This is a genomic window from Kocuria turfanensis (assembly GCF_001580365.1).
GTDB lineage: Bacteria > Actinomycetota > Actinomycetes > Actinomycetales > Micrococcaceae > Kocuria > Kocuria turfanensis.
In genome coordinates this window covers 1,652,766-1,674,179 of record NZ_CP014480.1, presented here as the reverse complement: position 1 = coordinate 1,674,179, position 21,414 = coordinate 1,652,766, and the positions used below count along the sequence as shown (strand labels likewise).

Sequence of the window (21,414 nt, the reverse complement as noted above, 5' to 3'; positions counted from 1 at the left end):
ATCCACTGATGAATCATCCGTGGAAAACATCACTTTATCCGAACAGAAAGAAGGCGCATAGTGAGGGACGCACCAGTGCTTTCCACGCAGACCAGGGAGTACCACCCATGACGACGATCCCCGTCCCCGCGACCGCGCACACCCCCGCGGAGCCGTCGAGCGGACGCACCCTTCCCCACGCCGCGATCCCGGCGTCGCTGCCCGAGCAGGCCGTGGCCACGGTGCGCCGCTGGCTCACCGAGGCGGAGCAGTTCCCCAAGGACGCCTCGGGCGAGCAGCTGGCCGGGGTGCTCAAGGATCCCAGCGGGCTGGACTTCACGGTCGGCTTCGTCGACGGCGTGATCCGCCCGGAGGACATCAAGGTCGCCGCCCGCAACCTCGCCCGGCTCGCGCCCCGCGTCCCGGGCTTCCTGCCCTGGTACCTGCGCACCGCGGTGCGCACCGGCGGGGCCCTGGCCCCGGTCGCCCCGCAGGTCGTGATCCCGGCCGCCCGCAAGGCGTTGCGCGAGATGGTCGGACACCTCATCGTGGACGCCAGCGAGGCCAAGCTCGGGAAGTCGATCGCGAAGATCCGCACGGACGACGTCCGGCTCAACGTCAACCTCCTCGGCGAGGCCGTGCTCGGCGAGCGCGAGGCCGACCGCCGGCTGCAGGGCACCCACGACCTGCTGGCCCGCCCGGACGTGGACTACGTCTCCATCAAGGTCTCCTCCACCGTGGCCCCGCACTCCGCCTGGGCCTTCGACGAGGCCGTGGCCGAGGTCGTCGAGAAGCTCACCCCGCTCTACGCCCGGGCCGTCTCGTTCTCCACGCCGAAGTTCATCAACCTGGACATGGAGGAGTACAAGGACCTCGACATGACGCTGGCGGTGTTCACGCGGATCCTCGACCAGCCCCAGTTCCAGGACCTCGAGGCCGGCATCGTGCTGCAGACCTACCTGCCCGACGCCCTGCAGGCGATGATCCGCCTCCAGGAGTGGGCCCAGGCCCGCCGCGCGGCCGGCGGGGCGCGCGTCAAGGTCCGCGTGGTCAAGGGGGCGAACCTGCCCATGGAGCAGGTCGAGGCCTCCCTGCACGACTGGCCGCTGGCCACCTGGGGGACGAAGCAGGACTCGGACACCCACTACAAGCGCGTGCTCAACTACGCGCTGCAGCCGGAGCACGCCGACGCGGTCCGGATCGGCGTGGCCGGGCACAACCTCTTCGACATCGCCTTCGCCTGGCTGCTCGCCTCCGAGCGCGGGGTCACCGAGGCCATCGACTTCGAGATGCTGCTGGGCATGGCCACCGGCCAGGCTCAGGCCGTCAAGCGCGACGTCGGCTCCCTGCTGCTCTACACCCCGGTGGTGCACCCGGCCGAGTTCGACGTGGCCATCGCCTACCTGATCCGCCGGCTCGAGGAGGGCGCGAGCCAGGAGAACTTCATGTCCGCGGTCTTCGAGCTCTCCGCGAACGAGGAGCTCTTCGAGCGGGAGAAGAACCGCTTCCTCGCCTCGCTGGCCGCGCTCGACGACACCGTGCCGCTGCCCCACCGGACCCAGGACCGCCGGCTGCCCGAGCTGCCCGCGCCGACCGACGGCTTCGCCAACACCCCGGACACCGACCCGGCCGTGGCCGCCAACCGGGACTGGGGCCGGGCGATCCTCGACCGCGTTCCCGGGTCAACGGCCGGCACGGCGACCGTCGCCGCCGCGGCGCTGCAGACCGAGGAGCAGCTCGACCGCGTCATCGACGCCGCCCTCGCGGCCGGCCGCGGCTGGGCCGCGCTGACCGGCGCCCAGCGGGCCGAGGTGCTCCACCGGGCCGGGGAGGCCCTGGCGGCCCGCCGGGCGGAACTGCTCGAGGTCGCGGCCGCGGAGGCCGGCAAGACCCTCGACCAGGCGGACCCGGAGATCAGCGAGGCCATCGACTTCGCCCACTACTACGCCGAGCGCGCCCGGGAGCTGGACGAGGTCGACGGCGCGACCTTCCTGCCCTCCCGGCTCACCGTGGTGACCCCGCCGTGGAACTTCCCCGTGGCCATCCCGGCCGGCTCCGCCCTGGCCGCCCTGGCCGCCGGGTCCCCGGTGGTGTTCAAGCCGGCCGGCCCGACCAAGCGCTGCGGCGCCGTGGTGGCCGAGGCGATCTGGGAGGCCCTGGACGCCTCCGGGATTCCCCGGGACGTGCTCGCCCTCGTGGATCTCGAGGAGCGTGCCCTCGGCCGCCAGCTGATCTCCCACCCGTCGGTGGACCGCCTCATCCTCACCGGCGCCTACGAGACGGCGGAGCTGTTCCGTTCCTTCCGCTCCGACCTGCCGCTGCTGGCCGAGACCTCGGGCAAGAACGCCCTCGTCGTCACCCCCAGCGCCGACTTCGACCTCGCCGCCAAGGACGTCGCCTACTCCGCGTTCGGCCACGCCGGGCAGAAGTGCTCGGCGGCCTCCCTGGTGATCCTGGTCGGCTCGGTGGCGAAGTCCAAGCGGTTCCGCAACCAGCTGGTGGACGCGGTCAGCTCCCTCACCGTGGACTACCCGACCAACCCCGCCGCGCAGATGGGTCCGCTCACCGAGCCCGCCGAGGGCAAGCTGCTCCAGGCCCTGACCACCCTCGAGGACGGGCAGTCCTGGCTGATCGAGCCGCAGCAGCTGGACGACACGGGCAAGCTGTGGTCCCCGGGCGTGCGCACCGGGGTGCAGCGCGGCTCCGAGTTCCACCTGGTCGAGTACTTCGGCCCGGTGCTGGGGGTGATGACCGCCGAGACCCTGGAGGAGGCCGTGGCCATCCAGAACGAGGTCGACTACGGCCTCACCGGCGGGCTGCACTCCCTGGACCCGGAGGAGATCGGCTACTGGCTGGAGCACGTCCAGGCCGGCAACGTCTACGTCAACCGCGGGATCACCGGGGCCATCGTCCAGCGCCAGCCCTTCGGCGGCTGGAAGAAGTCCGCGGTGGGCCCGGGCACCAAGGCCGGCGGCCCCAGCTACCTCATGGGCCTGGGCGAGTGGGAGCCGGCGCCGCTGCGCGGGGACGGGCGTCCCGTGACCGACGCGGCCGTGGCCGATCTGCTCGCCGCCGCCCGTGCGGGCCGGGCCGGGGTCACGGAGCAGGAGGCCGGGACCCTCGAGCAGGCGCTGCGCAGTGACGAGGCCGCCTGGGCCGAGGAGTTCGGGGTGGCCCGGGACGTCTCGCAGCTCTACGCGGAGCGCAACGTCTTCCGCTACCTGCCGCTGCCGGTGACGGTGCGGCTGTCCGAGGGGGAGCCCCTGGCCGATCTGCTCCGCGTGGTCGGCGCCGGCCTGCGCGCCGGCGCGGAGCTCAGCGTCTCCTCGGCGCTCGAGCTGCCCGCGGCGGTGCGCTCCGTGCTCACCGGCCGCGGCGTGCCGGTCCGGGTCGAGGACGACGCCGCCTGGCTGGCTCGCGCCGCCGAGCTCGGCGGCGGGCGGGTCCGTCTCATCGGCGGGGACCGCGCGGCCTTCATCGCCGCGACCGGGTCCCGTCCCGACGTGGCCGTCTACGCCCACCCCGTCACGGGGGCCGGCCGGGTGGAGATGCTCCCGTTCCTGCACGAGCAGGCCGTGAGCATCACCGCCCACCGGTTCGGCACGCCCAACCACCTCACGGACGAGCTGATCTGACGAGCTGACCCGGCGCGCTGATCCGGCGCGCTGCTGCGACGGCGCCCCGCGCCGCGGCCCCCGTTCCCCGACGGACCGCGGCGCGGGGCGCCGTGCCGTTCGGGGCGGGCCGTTCAGCCCCGGGCGAGGGAGGCGTAGACCACCAGGTTCTCGTCGAAGGTCCCCGTCGCCGGATCGTAGCCGTCGCAGGTGATCAGCCGCAGCTCCGGCCCGGCGGTGTTGCCGTAGACCCGCAGCGTGGGGAACGAGTCCTTCGCGTGGCGTTCGACGGCATCCACCGTGAACTCCGCCGTGGACCCGTCCGCGCGGGCCACGGCGATGCGGTCCCCGGGGACCAGCCGGTGCAGGTCCGCGAAGACCCCCGCCCCGCCGCCGGTGGCGTTGACGTGCCCCAGCAGCACGGCCGGGCCCACCTCGCCCGGTGTGGGGGAGCGCCGGTACCAGCCGGCCGGGGCGCCGGGGTGCTCCGGCGGGACCTCCAGGGTGCGGTCGGGGCGCCGGTCCAGCGTCATGAGCCGGTCCTCCACCCCGAGAGTGCCGATGGTCAGGCGCACCGGCGCCGAGGCGGGCAGCGCCCGCGGGCGGGCCTCCGGGTCCAGGGTGCGTGCCGGGGCACGCGGTGCCGCGGCGCCGGGTGCCGCTGCGCTGGGCGCCGGAGGTGCAGAAGTGCCGGCGGTCGGGGCACCGGATCCCGAGGGCGTCGCAGCGCTGGGGCCCGCCGCGCCGGGCTCCACAGTGCTGGGCGCCGGGCTGCCGGTTCCCGGGGTGCTGGAGCTCGCCGCCTCCGGCGGGACGGAGGCGGCGAGCGGGACGGCTTGCCCGGCGACGGGGTGCTGCGCCGTCGCCGGGGGCGTGGGCGCGGTGCTGTCCCCGGTGCACCACAGGCCCAGGACCACGGCGAGACCCGCCACCCCCGTGCGGAGGTGGCGGGTCTCGGCGCGGTGGCGGGGCACGCGGTGTCCGGGGTCAGCGACCGCCGGCCGCGCGGCGGCGCAGGCCCACCGCGGCGCCGCCCAGGGCGAGCATCCCCAGCACGGCCGCTCCGGCCAGGCCGCGGGCGTCCGAGCCCGCCGCCGCCGTCTCCACGCCGGTGTCCGCCGGGCCCTCGGGCACCGCCATCTGGGCGGGTGCGAGCACCCCGCAGGCGATCGGGATGTCGGAGGCCAGCGGCAGGGCCGGGGCCATCGGGTTCGCCTTCGCCTGCGCCGCGGCCGAGAGCGCCGCCGGGTCCGCGCCGTGGACGTTGACCACCGCGGTGCCGTTCTGCAGGGCGGCCAGCGTGGCCCCGTCGACCGGGAAGGTCCGCTGATAGGTGTAGGCCTCACCGGCCGGGAAGCGGTCGACCGCCACCGCGGAGGCCGGGCTCGTGTCCCCCGAGGTGGTGAGCGAGGTGCCGATCCCGCCGGTCCAGGGCTTGCCCTCCATGGAGCTGACCGCGCCGTCCCCGTCGGCGTCGGCGCTCGGCGGAGCGCACACCCCCTGGCCCCCGATGTGGATGTGCTGGGCGTGCGGATAGGGCGCGCCCTGGAAGAGGGCGGGCGCCCCGGCGACCTCCACGGTCACGGTGGCCTCCTGGCCGGTGACGTCGACGACGGCGTGGCCGGCGGCGGTGCTGTTGTTGACCGGCGCGAGCTCGGCCTGGAAGGACCAGCTTTCGGCGGCGGTGGCAGTGGTGGTGGGCAGGGTCACGGCCGCGAGCGCCAGGGCGGGCGCGGCGAGCAGAGCGGACTTCTTCATGGGATCGGCCTCTCGGTCAGGAATGACAGGGCTGGGAAGTGACGCAATGCACAGTCTACTGATCATTCGGGTCGCGTCGAGGGGGCGGCCATATGCGACGGTGAACGCGTCATGCAGCAGTCGGTTCCCGATCGGTGGGCAGGCCGACGGGCCGGTCGAGGGGGGATTCCGGAGTGCCCGGTGGATGCTGCGGCGCGGGCGGCAAAGATCCCGGTCGAGGTGCTGTCCTCTCGATGAGCACGACGCCGAGGGCACGCGGCTCGTTCCCCGGGACCGACCGGGCCGGCGCCGCCAAAAACGTGCCGCCCCCGGCGGATCGGACCGGGGGCGGCACGGCGAGCTGCCGGGCGGCTGCGCTCCGGTGTCCCCCCACGTGCATCGCACATCGGACCCGTGCGCCGACCGAGCTCCTCGAGATCAGATTACTGACATGTAAACGAATGATCGACATTTTGTAAGCCGCTTCACACGGGGAGACGTGTCGGCGCCGACCTGCACGGGGATCGCCGGCAGGCTGCCGCGCGGAGGGGGTCCGCTCAGCCCGCGGCGGCGAAGGAGTCGACCCGCCGGCCCTCCGCCGCTGCGCGGTGACCCGGGGTGCGGAGTTCGGTCACTCCTGTGCTCGCCGCCGCGTGGGGCGCTCGGCGGTCCCCGCCGGCAGGGACGGCCGGTGCCCGGTCGTGGCGGAGTGCTGCGACCACGGACTCCTCGTCGAGGCAGGCGGCCGCTGACAGCGCGGCGAGCGGCACTCCGTGGCGGGCGGCCAGGCGGAGCTCGGCGTGCAGGGCGTCGACGGCCTGGTCCAGCTCCCACTGCGCGGTCTCGGCGCCGGCCTCCAGGAGCCACACGTGCCGGGCGGCGTCGTCGTGGCCCTGGGCGGCGTCGTCCTCCGCGAGCTGCTGGTCGAGGGTCCACTCGGCCGTCTCGGCGCGCCCGGCCGCCGCCAGGACCCGCCGAGTGAAGAAGGGGTGGAACAGGTGCTCGTCCCCGCGGGCGACGAGCGGGGCGCCCGTCCCGGCGGGATCCTCGGTCTCGACCAGGAAGCCGCAGGTGCAGGCGTGCAGCCGGCGGCCGTCGACGGCGGCCTGGGCGGCGGCGTGGTTCGCGTGGCCGTCGAGGTCGGCGAGGTCGAGCGGGCGCACCGGCATGGGACGGCCGCAGTGCACGGGACCCGTCGTCTGCGGGGTGGCCGGCCGGCCGGTTCCCGGATCCGTCCTCTGCTGCGTGGACCGGTGCTGCACCTGCTGGTTCATACCTCGACCTTCCTCACGTTCCCTGCGTTCCCTGCGGTCGTGCGCAGATCCCGGGGCCGGGCCGCGAGACGCGCACCACATCATCCAAGTCGATAGTGTCTAGTTTGTCTAGTTACTCGAAGGTCGCGCTTGTCGGTGACCTAGGATGATCGTCATGACGTCTCCCCCCCCTGCCTCCTCCGGCTACTGGTACGGCACCGACGACGCCGCCGGGCCCGGACCGGTGCAGGTGCTCGAGGCCCTGCGCGCCTACCGCGCCGCCGAGACCGCCATGCGCCGGCGCACCAAGGACTCCATGGGCATGGGCGAGAAAGACGTCCTCGCCCTGCGCTACCTGCTCGAGGCCCACCGGGCCGGCACCCCGATGAGCCCCCGCGACCTCGCCGCCCGGCTGGGCATCTCCTCGGCCTCCACCACCACCCTGCTGGACCGGCTCACCCGCACCGGCCACGTCGCCCGCCGCCCGCACCCCACCGACCGGCGCGCCCTGGTGATCGTGGCCACCGCCGAGGCCGACTGCGAGGTGCGCACCACCCTGGGCAGGATGCACGAGCGGATGCTGGCCACCGCCCGGGCCCTGGACCCGGACCAGGCCGCCACCGTCACCGCCTTCCTGCACGCCATGGCCGACGCCGTCGGCACTGTCGACATCGTCGAGGCCCTCGAGGATTCCGGTGATGCGGGGGATCCCCAGAGCCTCGAGAGCCCCGAGGATCCCGGGGCCGTCCGGGGCGCCGACGCCGCCGAGCGGCCGGGCGCGCCGGCCGCTGCCGGAGCCTGACGGCCGGCGGCGTCCGGCGCGGGCCCCTGCCGGTGCCGTGGCGCGGCGCTCAGTAGGCGGTGCGGGTCGTGTTCGCCGCCCACGCCTCGAAGGGCGCGGTGCGCTCCTGCAGGTCGACCGGACGCACGGGCAGCGAGCGCTCCTCCACCGGCCGGGCGAAGAACTCGTGGAACTCGGCGTCGTCGAAGCCCCCGGCCGCGGCGTCGTGCCGGTCGGCCGCGAACCAGACCGCGTCCAGGCGGGACCACAGCGACGCGGAGACGCACAGCGGGCACGGCTCGCAGCTCGAGTAGAGGGTCGCCCCGGAGAGGTCGAACGTGCCGAGCTCCCGGCAGGCGGTGCGGATGGCGACCACCTCGGCGTGTGCGGTCGGGTCGTTGTCGGCGGTGACACGGTTGACGCCGGAGAAGCGGCGGCCGTCGGCGGTGACGACCACGGCGCCGAAGGGCCCGCCGTCGGCCTTGGCGTTGTCGACCGCGAGCGCGATGGCCTCGCGCAGGAACTGCCGGGCCTCGGCCGGAACAGTGGTCTCGTTCGTGCTCATGCGGATCTCCCGGGTGAGGCAGGTGCCGCTGAGGAGCTCGCCGAGCCAGAACCGGGAGACGCGCCGACGGCGGCCGCTGCGTGATCGATGGTGCAGTTCTGCCTGGTAGATAGCCCGGTCGCCCGGACCCGCCGTGGGCCAGTCCAGAGGCTACCGGGCAGTGTCCCGCTTCACAACAGTCGTCCCTGCGGCGCCGGGGACCGCGCGCGGGCACGGCCGGCACGGCGTCGCCGGACCGGTCACCCGGCCCCGGGCCGGAGGGCGTCCCGGCTAGGCTGGCTCCCGACCCGAAGACCCGTCCGTGTGAGGAGCGCCCCGTGCCCATGATCCAGCGACACCTGTTCGGTCCCGGCCCGTCCAACCCGTATCCCGAGGCCACGGCCGCGCTGGCCCATCCGCTGCTCGGGCACCTCGACCCCGCGTTCCTGGAGATCATGGACAGCGCCTGCGACGGCCTGCGCGAGGTCTGGGGCACCCGCAACCGGCGCACCCTGCCGCTGAGCGCCACCGGCTCGGCCGGCATGGAGGCCGCCTTCGTCAACACCGTCGAGGAGGGCGACGTCGTCGTCGTGGCGGTCAACGGCCTCTTCGGGGAGCGGATGTGCGACGTCGCGGCCCGGTGCGGCGCCGAGGTGGTGCGGGTGGACTTCCCGTACGGGCAGCCGATCGACCCCCAGCAGGTCGCCGAGGCGCACCCCGCCCCGAAGATCATCGCCGCGGTGCACGCCGAGACCTCCACGGGCGTGCGCTCGGACATCGCTGCGCTGGGGGAGCTCAAGGGCGACGCCCTGCTGCTCGTCGACGCCGTCACGTCCATCGGCGGGATCGAGCTGCGCGCGGACGACTGGGGGGTGGACCTCGGCTACGCCGGCACCCAGAAGTGCCTGGGCGTGGCCCCCGGTCTGGCGCCGTTCACGATCTCGGACGCCGCGTTCGAGCGCCGGGTGCGGCATCCCCGGTCCTGGTACCTGGACCTCGGCATGCTCGGCGGCTACGTGGGGGAGGCGCAGGGCCGTGCCCGCACCTACCACCACACCGCGCCCACGGCCATGATCGCCTCCCTGGACGCGGGGCTGCGCCGGATCTCCGCGGAGGGCCTGGAGAACGTGTGGGCCCGCCACCAGGCGGCGGGCGACGCCCTGCAGGACGGGCTGCAGGAGATGGGCCTGGAGCTGTTCGCCGCCGAGGGCCACCGGCTGCCGGAGCTGACCACCGTGAAGGTGCCCGAGGGGGTCGACTCCGCCGCGGTCCGGGCCCACCTGCTGGAGCACTACTCGCTGGAGATCGGCGCGGGCGTCAAGGAGTACGCCGACACGGTCTGGCGGATCGGGCTGATGGGCCCCAACGCCCATGCCGGCTCCGTGGCGCTCGTCCTGGGCGCCCTGCAGGAGGCGCTGCGGAAGGCCCCGCTGCTGGTCTGAGCCGCAGCCCCGCGCGGTGGACCCGGCCGGGCCGGACCCACCGGCCCGGCCGGCGCACGCCGCGCGGCGGGGCCGGACCCGGCGGGGCCGGACCGGTCCCCCCGGCCCCGGGAGGACCGGGATCAGGCCTCGTCGAAGATCCGCACGGCCATGGTGCCGTGGGTGACCGCGGCGCCGGCGCCCAGCCCGGCGGCGACCATGACCGCCTCGGCGATCTGGGCCTTCGACGCCCCGGCCTTCTTGGCCTGGGTCACGTGCACCTCGAGACAGTAGGGGCACTGGGAGCTGGTGGCCACGGCCACCGCGATGAGCTCGCGGTGGAGCTGGTCGATGGCCCCGCCCTCCCGCCCGATCGTGCCGTCGAAGGCGGCGAAGGCCTGGAACTCCTGCGGGGCGAGCTCCTTGAACTCGGGCAGGCGCTTGAGGTCGTCCGGAGAGTGGTAGTGGTCGGTCACGGTGACGTCCTTCCGGGTCGGGTGCCCCCGAGGCTACCGCGATCGGCTCCGGCGGCCCACCCCGGCGCCCGGCCCGGTCACTTCTCCCAGGGCGCCCGGATCGGGAAGTACCGCTCCAGGAACTCCGTCATCCGCTCGGCCCGCTCGGCCGCCGGCACCTCCGGGAAGCTGCCGTCGTTGAGGCAGAACATGTCCAGGCTCCGCCGCCTGAGCAGTCTGTCCATCTGCTGCAGCCCCGCCCGGGTGGTGGTGTCCACGTACTCGGTGCGGGCGGTGTCCTGGGTCACGGCCCGGCCGGTGAGCAGCGCGTAGTAGTGGTACAGCGAGTTGGTCACCGAGATGTTCTCCGCGGCGCGGAAGCGGCTGGAGGCGGTGCGGAGGAACTCCCGGGGGAACTCCCGCTCCATCTCGGCCACCACGCTGCGGCGCAGCGGGGCGGCGCAGTGCTCCAGGTGCCGGGTGGTGATCCGGCCGAAGCGCTCCCACAGCAGCCGCCGGTTCACCCGGGCCGCGTTCTCGAAGCCCGAGCGCTCGGGGTGCCCCTCGCCCAGGCCGATGCGGGTGCTGGCCTCCACGAACTTCGTCACCCCGCCGGGGGAGAAGAACAGGGCCGGCCCGAGCTGGCGGCCGAAGAACATGTCGTCGTTGGAGTAGAGGAAGTGCTCGGAGAGCCCCTCGATCCGGTGCAGCTGCGCCTCGACCGCCTGCGAGTTGTAGACGGGCAGCACCGAGGTGTCCGCGAAGAACTCCTCGCTGCGCACCAGGCGCACCCGGGGGTGCTCGGCCAGCCAGGCCGGGGGCCGGGAGTCGGTGGCGATGTAGATGGTGCGGACCCAGGGGGCGAACATGTGCACCGAGCGCAGGGCGTACTTGAGCTCGTCGACCTGCCGGAAGCGGGCCTCGTGGTCGTCGCCCTCCCCGACCACGGCGCCCTCCATGTAGGAGGCCCGGACCCGCCGGTACTCGGCGTCGGAGCCGTCCACCCACGAGAAGACCATGTCGATCTCGAAGTCGATGTCGCTGGCGTGGTCGGCGAACATGTTCTCGATGGTCGGCCACGGCAGGCCGAAGCGCTCCACGCTGCCGCGCACGGCCTCCGCGCGGGAGACGGTCCGGCGGGTCAGGGAGTTCTCCACCGGCAGGCGGATCTCCTGCTCGCCGAACTCCCACAGCTCGAGCTGCACGCCGGTCGCCGCGCCGTAGTACAGCTTCGAGCGCTTCGAGTAGTGCGGGCGGTAGAGCCGGAACACGCGGGCGTTGCGCCGGTGCGTGAGCTCCCCGTCCGCGAGCAGCTCGGAGGTCTGCTTCTTGGTGTCCATGGGCTTGACGTAGTACGGCTCGCCGACGGCCGCCTGCACCAGGGCCTCGCGCAGCCGCGCACGGTCGTGCAGGTCCACCGCGACCACGGGGCGCTCGTCGTTGCCCCGCACCAGGAGGTGGTCGATCCCGGCGTCCTCCAGGACGCGGCGCAGGAACAGCAGGTTCTGCACCATGACGTCGTGGGGCGTCTGGTCGGTGATGCGCAGGGCGAAGCGGCCCTTGTACCGGACCACGTCCGGGCGCTCGTCGAGCGCCGCGGCGGAGGCGCGGGACGCGCTGCGGAACTCCTCGCCGTCGGGCCCGTCCTCGGGCGCGGGGAAGTAGGCGGTGTCGAGCGTGGTGGCGTCGATGGTCGTCTCCTGGTCCTGGTCAGCGGCTGCGGCGCTCCCAGGATAAGACCCCGCGGGCGCCCGCCGTCACGGGGCCGGCTGGCAGCGCTCGCAGAACCACAGCGCCCGGTCCTGCAGGGGCCCGGGGTGGGCCTCGCCGGGGGCCAGCTCGGCGTCGTCGATCCGGGCCTCCCGGATCGGGGCCCCGCAGCGGCGGCAGGGCTGCCGGCCGCGGCCGTAGACCCAGAACTGCTCGCCGCGCCGGGCCGGCCCGCCCACGGTGGAGCGCTGGGAGCGGTCCCGGTTGGCGTGCAGCAGCCGGTGGGAGAGGTCCACCACGGCCCCGAGGTCCTCGACGGCGGCCACCGGGGTGAAGGGGTGCAGGCGCCGCAGGAACAGGATCTCGTTGCGGTAGACGTTGCCGATCCCGGCGAGGTTGCGCTGGTCCATCAGCGCGGCGGCCACGGGCCGGCGCGGGTGCCGGGCCAGCCGGGACAGGGCCTCCGCCCGGTCCCAGTCGGGACCGAGCAGGTCCGGGCCGAGATGGCCCACGAGCTCGTCCTCGTCCGCCGTGGCCACGAGGTCCAGCATCCCGAGGTCGAAGCCCACCGCCTGGGCCCCGGCGGTCTCCAGGACCGCGCGCGCCTGGTAGCCGGGGCGCCGCCATCGGGCCCCGCGCGGATAGACGTGCCACATCCCCTCCATGAGCAGGTGGGAGTGCAGGGTCAGCGGCACCAGGGCCTCGGGGCCGCCGTCCACGCGGATCAGGAGGTGCTTGCCGCGCGGGACCACCGCGGTCACGGTGCGCCCAGAGAGGTCCGCGGTGGCGATCGCGGGGAAGCGCAGGTCGCTGCGTGTGAGGACCTGACCGGCCAGGGCACGGCGCAGCAGCGCGGCCTGGCGGTAGACGGTGTCACCTTCGGGCACGGCGGCCTCCTCGCCCGGGCGCCGCGGTCACCGGCGCATCCTCAGCCCGCGCGGCGTCGAGTAGAAGCCGCCGGCCAGCAGGGACTCCCGGACGGCGGTCTCGAGGGGGCCGGAGCCGAGCACCGGGGCCCCGTTGACCTTCTCGACCGTGAGCTTGTCCACCGCGCCCCGCCGCACGGTGTCGGCCACGGCCGGGCCGGCGGCGGCCAGGGCGTCCGCGTCCTCGGTGAACGCGAGGACGGTCCGCCCGCCGCGCTCCACGTACAGGGCCAGGGCGCCGTCCACGAGCACGACGACGGCGCCCGCCTTGCGCCCGGGCCGGTGCCGTCCGGCCGGCGCGTCCGCACCGTCGGGGGCGTTCGCCGCGACCGGGTCCGGCCACTCGAGGGCGGCCCCGTAGGGGTTGGCGGGGTCGGTCGCCGCCAGGGCCAGCGCCACGGGCTCCTCGGCGCGCACCTGGTCGTCGGTGCTGAACGTGCGCAGGTGGTCCACGGTGGCCGGCTGGGCGAACTGGGCGGCGCCCAGGCCCTCGATGAAGTAGCCCCGGCGGGCGCGGCCCGTGTCCTCCAGGGTGGAGAGCACCTTGTAGACCGTGGCGAAGCCGCCGGGGATCTCCTCGACGGCCACGGGCCCCTTGGTGACCACCCCGTAGCGGTCCATGAGCAGCTCGGCGGTGGCCGAGGCCCGCAGCGTGGGCTCGAGCGGCTCCGGGCGCAGCATCGACCAGCGCCCGGCCACGAGCGGGGAGTCGTGGCGCTCCAGGGTGGCCGCACCGCTCGTGGCCCGCAGCGCCCCGCCGATCCCCGGCCGGGACGCGGCGCCGCCGGGGCGCAGCCGGGCGGCACCCCGGCGGACCGTGGAGCGGCCCCGCGGGGGCTTGGCCCGGTGCCGGTGGGCGGCCTGCCCGCCGGAGAGCAGCGAGCGCACCGGGAGGAAGGTGTCGTTGGTGATCAGGCCCGCCCAGACGAGGTTCCACAGCGCGGTGGTCAGCTCCCCGGCGGGCACCGGGTCCCCGCCGGCCTCGAGCAGCCCCAGCAGCTGCGGGAAGAACCAGGCGCCGCCGGGGGCGAGGACGTCGAGCACCCGGCGCTCGAGGGTGGAGTCCAGGGCGGCGGCCGCCACGGCGAGGGTCTCGGCGGGCGGCAGGGTCAGCTGGGCGGCCTCGCTCAGGTGCAGCGACACCCACCCGTCGTCGCCCGCCAGGGAACCGGCCCCGGACCACAGGACCTCCCCGGACGCGGTGAGCTCGTCCAGCAGCTCGGGCCGGTAGTCCGCCACCCGGGCCGCCAGCACGAGAGGCTCCCAGGCCGAGGCCGGGACGGCGACGCCGGCGAGCTGGTCCACCACCGTGAGCACGCCGTCCTCGCCGCGCAGCTGGTGGCCCCGGCCCACGTGCTGCCAGGCGGGCAGGAACCGGGCGTAGACCTGCCCCGGGACCGGCTCCACGTCGCGGCGCAGCGCGGCCAGCGAGCGGCGCCGGATCCGGCGCAGCACCTCCGCCTCGCACCACTCGGAGGCGGCCGGCCCGGGCGCGCCGGCGTCCGTGCGCGCCGGCCGGAACTCGCCCTCGACGACCCGCCGGTCCGCGGCGAGCCGCTCCAGCGTGGTCCGCACCACGGCGGTGCCCAGTCCGAGCCGGGCCGCGGCCTCGTCCACGGTGAAGGGCCCGTGCGTGCGGGCGTAGCGGGAGACGAGGTCGGCCAGCGGGTCCTCGACGGGCTCGACGAACGCGAGCGGCACCCCCATGGGCAGGGGCACGCCCAGGGCGTCGCGCAGCCGGGAGGCGTCCTCGATCGCCGCCCAGTGCTCCACGCCGCGCAGGTGCACCCGCAGGGCGCGGTTGGCGGCCACGAGCCGCTCCAGCCAGCCGGCGGCGGTGTCCTCGGGGCAGGCGGCCTCCGGATCGTCCGGGTCCTGGAGCCGGCGGGCGGCCTCCGCGGTGGTGAGCGGGCCGAGCAGGCGCAGCAGGTCCGCGGCGCCCTCGAGCCCGCGCAGCCGGCGGTCGGCGGCGAGACGCTGCAGCTCCGCCTCCGTGCGCTCGAGGACCTCCGGGTCCAACAGCTCCCGCAGCTCGGCGCGGCCCAGGAGCTCGTTGAGCAGGGCGGCGTCGAGGGACAGGACCGCCGCCTTGCGCTCGGCCAGCGGGGAGTCCCCCTCGTAGAGGAACTGGGCGACGTAGCCGAAGAGCAGGGTCCGGGCGAACGGGGAGGGCTGGTCGGTGGTGGTCTCCACCACCCGGATCGCCCGGCGCTCCACGGCCCGGTGCAGCTCCTTGAGGGCGGGCAGGTCGTAGACGTCCTGCAGGCACTCGCGCACCGTCTCCAGGATGATCGGGAACTGCGGGTACTTCCGGGCGACGTCCAGCAGCTGCGCGGAGCGCTGGCGCTGCTGCCACAGCGGCGTGCGCCGGCCGGGGTCCCGCCGGGGCAGCAGCAGGGCCCGGGCGGCGCACTCCCGGAAGCGGGAGGCGAACAGCGCCGAGCCGCCCACCTCTTCGGTCACGATCCGGTCCAGCTCGTCGGGGTCGAACAGGAACAGCTCCGCCCCCGGGGGCTCGTCCTCCATGGCCGGCACGCGCAGCACGATGCCGTCGTCGGCGGCCTGCGCGGAGCCGTCCAGGCCGTAGCGCTCGTGCAGCCGGGCCCCCACGGCCAGCGCCCAGGGGGCGTGCACGGGCATGCCGAACGGGGAGTGCAGCACCACCCGCCAGTCCCCGAGCTCGTCGTGGAAGCGCTCGACGACGAACAGCCGGTCCGAGGGCACCTGCCCCACGGCCTCCTTCTGCTCGCCCACGTAGGCCAGCAGGTTGTCGGCGGCCCACTCGTCGAGCCCGGCCGCGCGCAGCCGGGCGCGGGCCTCGTCCTCGGCGGCCCCGGCGATCTCCCGGTTGAACCGGCCCACCGCGCGGCCCAGCTCCACGGGCCGGCCGGGGCCGTCGCCGTGCCAGAACGGGAGCTTGCCGGGGACCCCCGGGGCGGGGGAGACGATCACCCGGTCGTGGGTGATCTCCTCCACCCGCCAGCTGGAGGCGCCCAGGGCGATGACGTCGCCCACGCGGGACTCGTAGACCATCTCCTCGTCGAGCTCGCCCACCCGCTTCGAGTTCTTCCCGTCCTGCTCGCCGACCAGGTACACGGCGAACAGGCCGCGGTCCGGGATGGTCCCGCCCGAGGTCACCGCCAGTCGCTGCGCCCCGGGCCGGCCCTCGATCGTGCCGGTCTCCCGGTCCCAGACGATGCGCGGGCGCAGCTCGGCGAACTCGTCGGAGGGGTAGCGGCCCGAGAGCAGGTCCAGGGTGGCGTCGAAGGCGGAGCGGGGCAGGGTCAGGAACGGGGAGGACCGGCGGACGGTGTCGAACCACTCCTCCACCTCGACCGCTCCCAGGGCGGTCGCGGCCACGGTCTGCTGGGCCAGCACGTCCAGCGGGTTCAGCGGGACCGCCAGCGGCTCGATCCGGCCCTGCAGCATCCGCTCGACCGTCACCGCGGCGTCGAGCAGGTCCCCGCGGTGCTTGGGGTAGAACCGGCCGCGGGAGACCTCTCCGACCTGGTGGCCGGCCCGGCCCACGCGCTGCAACCCCGAGGCGGCCGAGGGCGGGGCCTCGATCTGGACCACCAGGTCCACCGCGCCCATGTCGATGCCCAGCTCGAGGGAGGACGTGGCCACCACGCAGCGCAGCCGCCCGGTCTTGAGGTCGTCCTCGATGACCGCCCGCTGATCCTTGGAGACCGACCCGTGGTGGGCGCGGGCCAGCACCGGGGCCGCGCCCTCGTAGCGGCCGGTCTGCCGGCGCAGATCCGCGTGCTCGGCGGTCCGGCCGGGCTCGGCGGTCCCGCCGGGCGCGGCCGGGTCCTGCCCGGCCAGGGCGGAGCGCAGCACGTCCCCGAGCTGCTGCGGCGCGGAGCCCGCCGGGACCCCGGGGACGGCGGCGTCGTGCGGGTCCCCGCCGTGCCCGGGAGCGGCCTGCGGCGCGCCGCCGTCCGGGGCCGTGTGCTCGAGGCGGAAGGCGTAGATCTCGTTGAGCCGTGCCGTGAGCTTCTCGGCCAGGCCGCGGGAGTTGGCGAACACGATGGTCGAGCGGTTCTCCAGCACCAGGTCCACGACCCGCTCCTCGACGTGCGGCCAGATCGACGCGGTGGCCGTGGGGGCGAGGGCGTCCAGGTCGTCGTCGCCGAAGCCGGACCCGGCCAGGGACGGGGAGGCGGCGGGCCCGCCCAGCACGGTCATGTCCGGGATCGGCACCGAGACCGTCAGGTCCCACCGCTTCTCCGCCCGCGGCGCGACGACGGAGACCGGCTCCCGCCCGCCCAGGAACCGGGCGACCGTCTCGACCGGCTCGACCGTGGCCGACAGCCCGATGCGCTGCACCGGCTTCTCCAGCAGGGCGTCCAGCCGCTCCAGGGTGAGCGCCAGGTGCGCCCCGCGCTTGGTGCCGGCCACGGCGTGCACCTCGTCCACGATCACGGTGTGCACGTCCGTGAGGGTCTCCCGCGCCTTGGACGTGAGCATCAGGTAGAGCGACTCGGGCGTGGTGATGAGGATGTCCGGCGGGCTGGACAGCAGGGCCCGGCGCACGGCCTGCGGCGTGTCCCCGGAGCGGACCCCCACGCTGACCTCCGGCGGCTCGACGCCGGCGTGCCGGGCGGTCTGGGAGATCCCGATCAGCGGGGCCCGCAGATTGCGCTCCACGTCCACGCCCAGCGCCTTGAGCGGGGAGATGTAGAGCACCCGGGTGCCGCGCCGCGCACCGCGGGCGCTCGCGGAGCGGGCCTTGGTGCGCAGGCTCCCGGCGGACCCGGCCGCTGCCGCGGAGGCGGCGGCGCCGGGTCCGGGCGCGGACAGGGTGTCCCCGGTCCCCGGTTGCGCGGCCCCCGGCTGCCCGGCCCCCGGCTGCCCGGTCCCCGGCTGACCGGGCGCCGCGGCCCGTCCCGCCGCGGCCTCGGCCACGAACCGGTCCAGGGCCCACAGGAACGCGGCCAGGGTCTTGCCGGAGCCGGTGGGCGCCACGATCAGCGCGTGGCGTCCCGCGGCGATGGCCCGCCAGGCGCCCTCCTGGGCGGCCGTGGGCGCGGCGAACGCACCCGAGAACCAGACCCGGGTGTGCTCGGTGAACAGGCTCAGGGCCGGATCAGGTGCCAAAGCCCTGGATCTCGAGCTGCTGGATGCCGGGACCGGTGCAGGCCTCGGCGGGGAAGGGCACCACCACGGACCGGGTGTTCTCGGGCGGGTAGACGCGCAGCCCCGCGGCCTCCCGGGCCTCGCACCCGGGGTGGACGGCGGCCTGGCTGATGCGCAGCGCGGCGGTGGCGGACTCGCCCGGCGCCAGCTCCCTGCCGGTCCCGGGGACACCGGCGTCCCGCACCGCCGGGGCGCCGAGTGCCGTGCCGCCGGCGTCCACGAAGGACACCCCCGGGTAGCCCGCGAGCACGCAGGGCTCCGCGGCCGCGTTGGTCACGGTGACGTCCACCCAGACCGACCCCGCGGCGCCCCCGGCCGGTGCGGCGGAGACCTCCAGCGCGGAGGTCGCGCACCAGTCCGCGCGGGCACCGGCGGCGGCACCGCCCCGGGCGGGCTCGCCGGCGGCGCCGCCCGCGGTCCCGCCCGCGTCCCCGGCGGTCTCCTCGGCGGTCTCCTCAGGGATCTCCTCGGTGGGCTCCTCGGTGGTCTCGCCCGCGGGCTCCCCGGCGGGCCCCGCCGCGCCGGTGGGCTCGGTGGCGGGCTCCGCGGGGCCGCCCTCCGGGGCGGCGGGCGCCGCGGTGGTCCGCTCGCCGGTCGGCTCGTCGGCCGGGGCCGCGTCGGCGCCGTCCGCGGGTGCGCTGCCGGACGCGGCCGGGGCCGTGGAGGCGCTCCCGACCGTGCCCGGGACGGCGGCGGTGCCGGCCTGCTCCGGCTGCTCGCCGCCGCAGGCGGTCAGCGCCAGGACCGAGGCGAGGGCGAGAGCGCCCAGAACCGGACGGGCAACGGGGGAGAGCGAAGACATGGGGGGATATCCTCCTCGTGCGGACGTCGTGGCGGACCACGCCTTGAGGAGGGGGCCCTCCCAGGGCCTTCATTCTAGGCAGGGCCACCGACACCCCGGCCGGACGCGTCCGCCGCCGGGGCCGGGGCCGCGTCCGGGGCGGGCGCTACCGCTCGCCGGCCTCAGCCGGGGGCAGCGCGGCGCGCATCACCTCGGCCAGGTGGACGCCGTCGGCGCCGGTGCCCTGGGCGATCTGGGTGCGGCAGGAGAAGCCGTCGGCGAGCACGATCGTCCCGTCGGCCGCGGCACGGATCGCGGGGAACAGCTCCCGCTCGCCGAGGGTCTGCGAGACCTCGTAGTGGCCGGGCTCGAAGCCCCAGTTGCCCGCCAGCCCGCAGCAGCCGCCGCCGACCACGGCGGTGTCCACGCCCAGCTTCGCCAGCACCTCCAGCTCGGGGCCGTAGCCGAGCATGGACTTCTGGTGGCAGTGCACCTGGCACACGGCCTCGGCCGGACCCGCCTCGGTGGCCAGCTCCCGGAAGGGCCAGGGGCCGCCCTCGGCCAGGTGCAGGGCCGCGAACGCGCCGATCGTCGTCGTCAGCTCCGAGACGCGCCGGGCCCGGGGGTCGCCGGGGAGCAGCTCCGTGATCTCGTCCTGGAGCATGACCGTGCAGGAGGGCTCCAGGCCGATGATCGGGTACCCGGCCTCCAGCAGCGGCTCCATCACGTCGAGGGTCTGGCGCAGCACCTTCTGCGTCATGTCCAGCTGCCCGGTGGAGTGCCAGGTGAGCCCGCAGCAGACGTTGTCCATGGGCAGCAGCACCCGGTAGCCCATGGCCTCGAGCACCTCCACGGCGGCCTTGCCGGGGGCGTCGGCGGCGAAGTTCGTGAACGTGTCCGGCCACAGCACCACGGTGGGCCGGCCGTCGACGTCGTCGCCGGGGCGCCGGGCGGGGCGGCCGCGGAACCAGCGGGTGAGGGGCTGGTCGGCGAAGGAGATCATCCGCCGCTTCGGCTCGATCCCGCCCAGCCGCTTGGTCAGCTCCTCGACCGCCCGGTTGGACTCCAGCAGGTTGATCAGCCGGAAGGAGAAGGGCACCTTCTCCACGATCCGCATCAGCAGCGGCATCCAGCCCATCGTGAACTGGGCCATGGGCCGCCGGTTCCGGCCCAGGAAGGAGAGCAGGCCGTGCCGGTAGTGGTGGTGCAGGAACTCGGCCTTGTACGTGGCCATGTCCACGTTGACCGGGCACTCGGTGGCACACGCCTTGCAGGACAGGCACAGGTCCAGGGCCTCGAGGGTCTCCTTGGACTTCCAGCCGTCCGTGATGGACTCCCCGCGCAGCATCTCTGCCAGGGACCGGGCGCGGCCCCGGGTCGAGTGCACCTCGTCGTGGGTGGCCTGGAAGGACGGGCACATGGCGCCCACGTCGGAGCGGCAGGACCCCACGCCCACGCAGCGGTTCACGGCGCTGGAGAACGACCCGCCGTCCCGGGAGAACGCGTGCACGGGCGTGAGCGCGAACGTCCGGGCGCCGGGGCCGGGGCGGATGCCCTGGTCGATGGGCTCCGGGTCCACCAGCACGCCGGGGTTGAAGAACCCGTCCGGGTCGAAGACGCGCTTGAACTCCGCGAAGGCGGCCAGGGCCTCGGGGGAGTAGATGGTCGAGAGCAGCTCGGAGCGGGCGCGGCCGTCGCCGTGCTCCCCGGAGACCGAGCCGCCGTAGCGGTGGACCAGCGCCGCGGCGCGCTCGATGAACGTGCGGTAGGTCGCCATCCCGGCCTCGGTGCTGAAGTCGAAGGAGATGCGGATGTGCACGCAGCCCTCCCCGAAGTGCCCGAAGGGGATGCCGGTGAGGCCGAGCTCGTGCAGCAGGTCGTAGAGGTCCCGCAGGTACTCGCCCAGCCGCGCCGGGGGAACCGCGGAGTCCTCCCAGCCCGGCCAGGCCTCCCCGCCCTCGGGCAGACGGGTCACGATGCCCGCCCCGGCCTCGCGGATCCGCCACAGGGCCTTGGCCTGCGCCGCGCCGGGGACGATCACGGAGTCCACGACGTTCTCGGGCACCAGTCCCGGCAGCTCCCGCGCCCGGGCCTCGGCCTCCTCCAGGGTGTCGGCGCCCACCTCGCAGTAGAGCCAGCCGCCGCCGCGGGGCAGCTCCCCGCCGGCGTGCTCCTGCCCGGGGCGGGTGCGCAGGGCGTCGAGCAGGTCCGAGCCCATGCCCTCGATCGTGTACACCCCGGGCACCCGCAGCTTCGGGGCCGCCGTCGCCGCCTCGAAGGCGTCCTCGAAGCCGAGCACGGCCAGCGCGGTGTGGGCCGGCTTGGCCACCAGCCGGACGGTGAGCTCGGTGATGATCCCGCAGGTGCCCTCCGTCCCGGCGAAGGCCTTGGCGGTGTCGAAGCCCTTCTCCCCGAGCAGGTAGTGCAGCCCGTACCCGGAGACCTGGCGGGGGAACTGGCCCAGCTCGGTGCGCAGCATCGCCAGGTGCCGGTCCCGGATCGCGGTCAGCGCCCGGTCGATCCCCGGCTCGGAGGTCCCGCCCGCGCGCAGCCGGACCTCCCGGCCGTCGGCGAGCATGACCGTCAGGGACACCAGGTTGTCCGCGGACGTGCCCCAGGCCACGGAGTGGGAGCCGCAGGCGTTGTTGGCGACCATCCCGCCGACCGTGGCCCGCGAGTGCGTCGAGGGGTCCGGCCCGTAGGTGAGGCCGAACTCGGAGGCCGCCGCGCGCAGCTGGTCGCAGATCACCCCCGGCTGGATCGTGGCGGTCATCGCCTCGGAGTCGATCGACAGGATCCGGTTGAAGTGCCGGGAGGTGTCGATGACCAGGCCCTCGCCGATCGCGTTGCCCGCCACCGACGTCCCGCCCCCGCGGGAGACCACCGGCCAGCCGCGCTCGTGCGCGAGCGCCAGCAGCTCGCGGACCTCCTCGACGCTGCGCGGCTCGGCCACCGCCGCCGGCACCCGCCGGTAGATCGACGCGTCGGAGACGTAGGCGGCACGCGTCGTGAGGTCGTCACGGATCTCGGTCATGGGTCCACTTCCTGCGCGCCGGCGACGCCGGTCCGTCCGG

The 21,414-nt window shown here is 75.2% G+C and carries 13 protein-coding genes; 3 read left to right on the top strand and 10 right to left on the bottom strand.

Features of this window, described 5'->3' with window-relative positions; translation table 11 throughout:
• Positions 1 to 107 precede the first annotated feature (107 nt).
• Entirely contained in the window at positions 108 to 3,614 is a 3,507-nt protein-coding gene (locus AYX06_RS07690; RefSeq protein WP_084271505.1) for a bifunctional proline dehydrogenase/L-glutamate gamma-semialdehyde dehydrogenase, read from the top strand.
• 113 nt (positions 3,615 to 3,727) lie between these two features.
• Here AYX06_RS07690 and AYX06_RS19240 read toward each other — a convergent pair whose 3' ends face one another.
• From AYX06_RS19240 to AYX06_RS07675, 3 genes are all read right to left on the bottom strand, one after another.
• A complete protein-coding gene (locus AYX06_RS19240) occupies positions 3,728 to 4,567 on the bottom strand; it encodes a class F sortase (RefSeq protein ID WP_232319422.1) in 840 nt (279 codons plus the stop codon).
• A 13-nt stretch (positions 4,568 to 4,580) separates the two neighbouring features.
• Positions 4,581 to 5,351: a hypothetical protein gene (locus tag AYX06_RS07680; RefSeq protein WP_062735269.1), complete on the bottom strand. Its 771-nt coding sequence runs from the start codon at positions 5,349 to 5,351 to the stop codon at positions 4,581 to 4,583.
• Positions 5,352 to 5,887: 536 nt separating this feature from the next.
• Entirely contained in the window at positions 5,888 to 6,604 is a 717-nt protein-coding gene (locus AYX06_RS07675; protein WP_062735268.1) for a hypothetical protein, read from the bottom strand.
• Positions 6,605 to 6,758: 154 nt separating this feature from the next.
• On the opposite strand from AYX06_RS07675, the gene AYX06_RS07670 reads away from it, so the two are divergent.
• Entirely contained in the window at positions 6,759 to 7,385 is a 627-nt protein-coding gene (locus tag AYX06_RS07670) for a MarR family winged helix-turn-helix transcriptional regulator (protein ID WP_084271743.1), read from the top strand.
• A gap of 49 nt (positions 7,386 to 7,434) precedes the next feature.
• On the opposite strand, the gene AYX06_RS07665 is transcribed toward AYX06_RS07670, so the two are convergent.
• Positions 7,435 to 7,929 carry a nucleoside deaminase gene (locus tag AYX06_RS07665; protein ID WP_062735267.1) on the bottom strand — a complete coding sequence of 165 codons (495 nt, stop codon included), beginning with the start codon at positions 7,927 to 7,929 and terminating at the stop codon, positions 7,435 to 7,437.
• Between the two features lie 323 nt (positions 7,930 to 8,252).
• Between AYX06_RS07665 and AYX06_RS07660 the strand changes: the two genes are divergently transcribed.
• Positions 8,253 to 9,350 carry a pyridoxal-phosphate-dependent aminotransferase family protein gene (locus tag AYX06_RS07660; protein ID WP_062735266.1) on the top strand — a complete coding sequence of 366 codons (1,098 nt, stop codon included), beginning with the start codon at positions 8,253 to 8,255 and terminating at the stop codon, positions 9,348 to 9,350.
• Positions 9,351 to 9,472: 122 nt separating this feature from the next.
• Here AYX06_RS07660 and AYX06_RS07655 read toward each other — a convergent pair whose 3' ends face one another.
• The 6 genes from AYX06_RS07655 to AYX06_RS07630 all read right to left on the bottom strand — a co-directional run bounded on the left by AYX06_RS07655 (position 9,473) and on the right by AYX06_RS07630 (position 21,374).
• The gene (locus tag AYX06_RS07655; protein WP_062735265.1) at positions 9,473 to 9,805 is read right to left on the bottom strand and encodes a carboxymuconolactone decarboxylase family protein; all 333 of its coding nucleotides are present in this window, start codon (positions 9,803 to 9,805) and stop codon (positions 9,473 to 9,475) included.
• 77 nt (positions 9,806 to 9,882) lie between these two features.
• Positions 9,883 to 11,358 (bottom strand): stealth family protein, encoded by a 1,476-nt coding sequence (locus AYX06_RS07650; RefSeq protein ID WP_232319421.1) that lies wholly within the window; start codon positions 11,356 to 11,358, stop codon positions 9,883 to 9,885.
• Between the two features lie 183 nt (positions 11,359 to 11,541).
• Positions 11,542 to 12,381 carry a DNA-formamidopyrimidine glycosylase family protein gene (locus AYX06_RS07645; RefSeq protein ID WP_062735264.1) on the bottom strand — a complete coding sequence of 280 codons (840 nt, stop codon included), beginning with the start codon at positions 12,379 to 12,381 and terminating at the stop codon, positions 11,542 to 11,544.
• A gap of 27 nt (positions 12,382 to 12,408) precedes the next feature.
• Positions 12,409 to 17,520, bottom strand: a complete 5,112-nt coding sequence (locus tag AYX06_RS07640) for an Lhr family ATP-dependent helicase (protein WP_062735263.1) — start codon at positions 17,518 to 17,520, stop codon at positions 12,409 to 12,411.
• On the bottom strand, positions 17,510 to 18,361 hold the full coding sequence (locus AYX06_RS07635) for a DUF4232 domain-containing protein (RefSeq protein WP_062735262.1): 852 nt from the start codon (positions 18,359 to 18,361) through the stop codon (positions 17,510 to 17,512). Before AYX06_RS07635 ends, AYX06_RS07640 begins: the two co-directional genes overlap by 11 nt.
• A gap of 145 nt (positions 18,362 to 18,506) precedes the next feature.
• Complete coding sequence (locus AYX06_RS07630; RefSeq protein WP_062735261.1) at positions 18,507 to 21,374, bottom strand: FAD-binding and (Fe-S)-binding domain-containing protein; 2,868 nt, start codon at positions 21,372 to 21,374, stop codon at positions 18,507 to 18,509.
• Between the last annotated feature and the right edge of the window lie 40 nt (positions 21,375 to 21,414).

Bases quoted from the DNA above. Each gene is read 5' to 3' on its own strand.
- AYX06_RS07690 (WP_084271505.1), top strand. From the start codon at position 108: ATGACGACGATCCCCGTCCCCGCGACCGCGCACACCCCCGCGGAGCCG.
- AYX06_RS07680 (WP_062735269.1), bottom strand. From the start codon at position 5,351: ATGAAGAAGTCCGCTCTGCTCGCCGCGCCCGCCCTGGCGCTCGCGGCC.
- AYX06_RS07675 (WP_062735268.1), bottom strand. From the start codon at position 6,604: ATGAACCAGCAGGTGCAGCACCGGTCCACGCAGCAGAGGACGGATCCG.
- AYX06_RS07670 (WP_084271743.1), top strand. From the start codon at position 6,759: ATGACGTCTCCCCCCCCTGCCTCCTCCGGCTACTGGTACGGCACCGAC.
- AYX06_RS07665 (WP_062735267.1), bottom strand. From the start codon at position 7,929: ATGAGCACGAACGAGACCACTGTTCCGGCCGAGGCCCGGCAGTTCCTG.
- AYX06_RS07660 (WP_062735266.1), top strand. From the start codon at position 8,253: ATGATCCAGCGACACCTGTTCGGTCCCGGCCCGTCCAACCCGTATCCC.
- AYX06_RS07635 (WP_062735262.1), bottom strand. From the start codon at position 18,361: ATGTCTTCGCTCTCCCCCGTTGCCCGTCCGGTTCTGGGCGCTCTCGCC.
- AYX06_RS07630 (WP_062735261.1), bottom strand. From the start codon at position 21,374: ATGACCGAGATCCGTGACGACCTCACGACGCGTGCCGCCTACGTCTCC.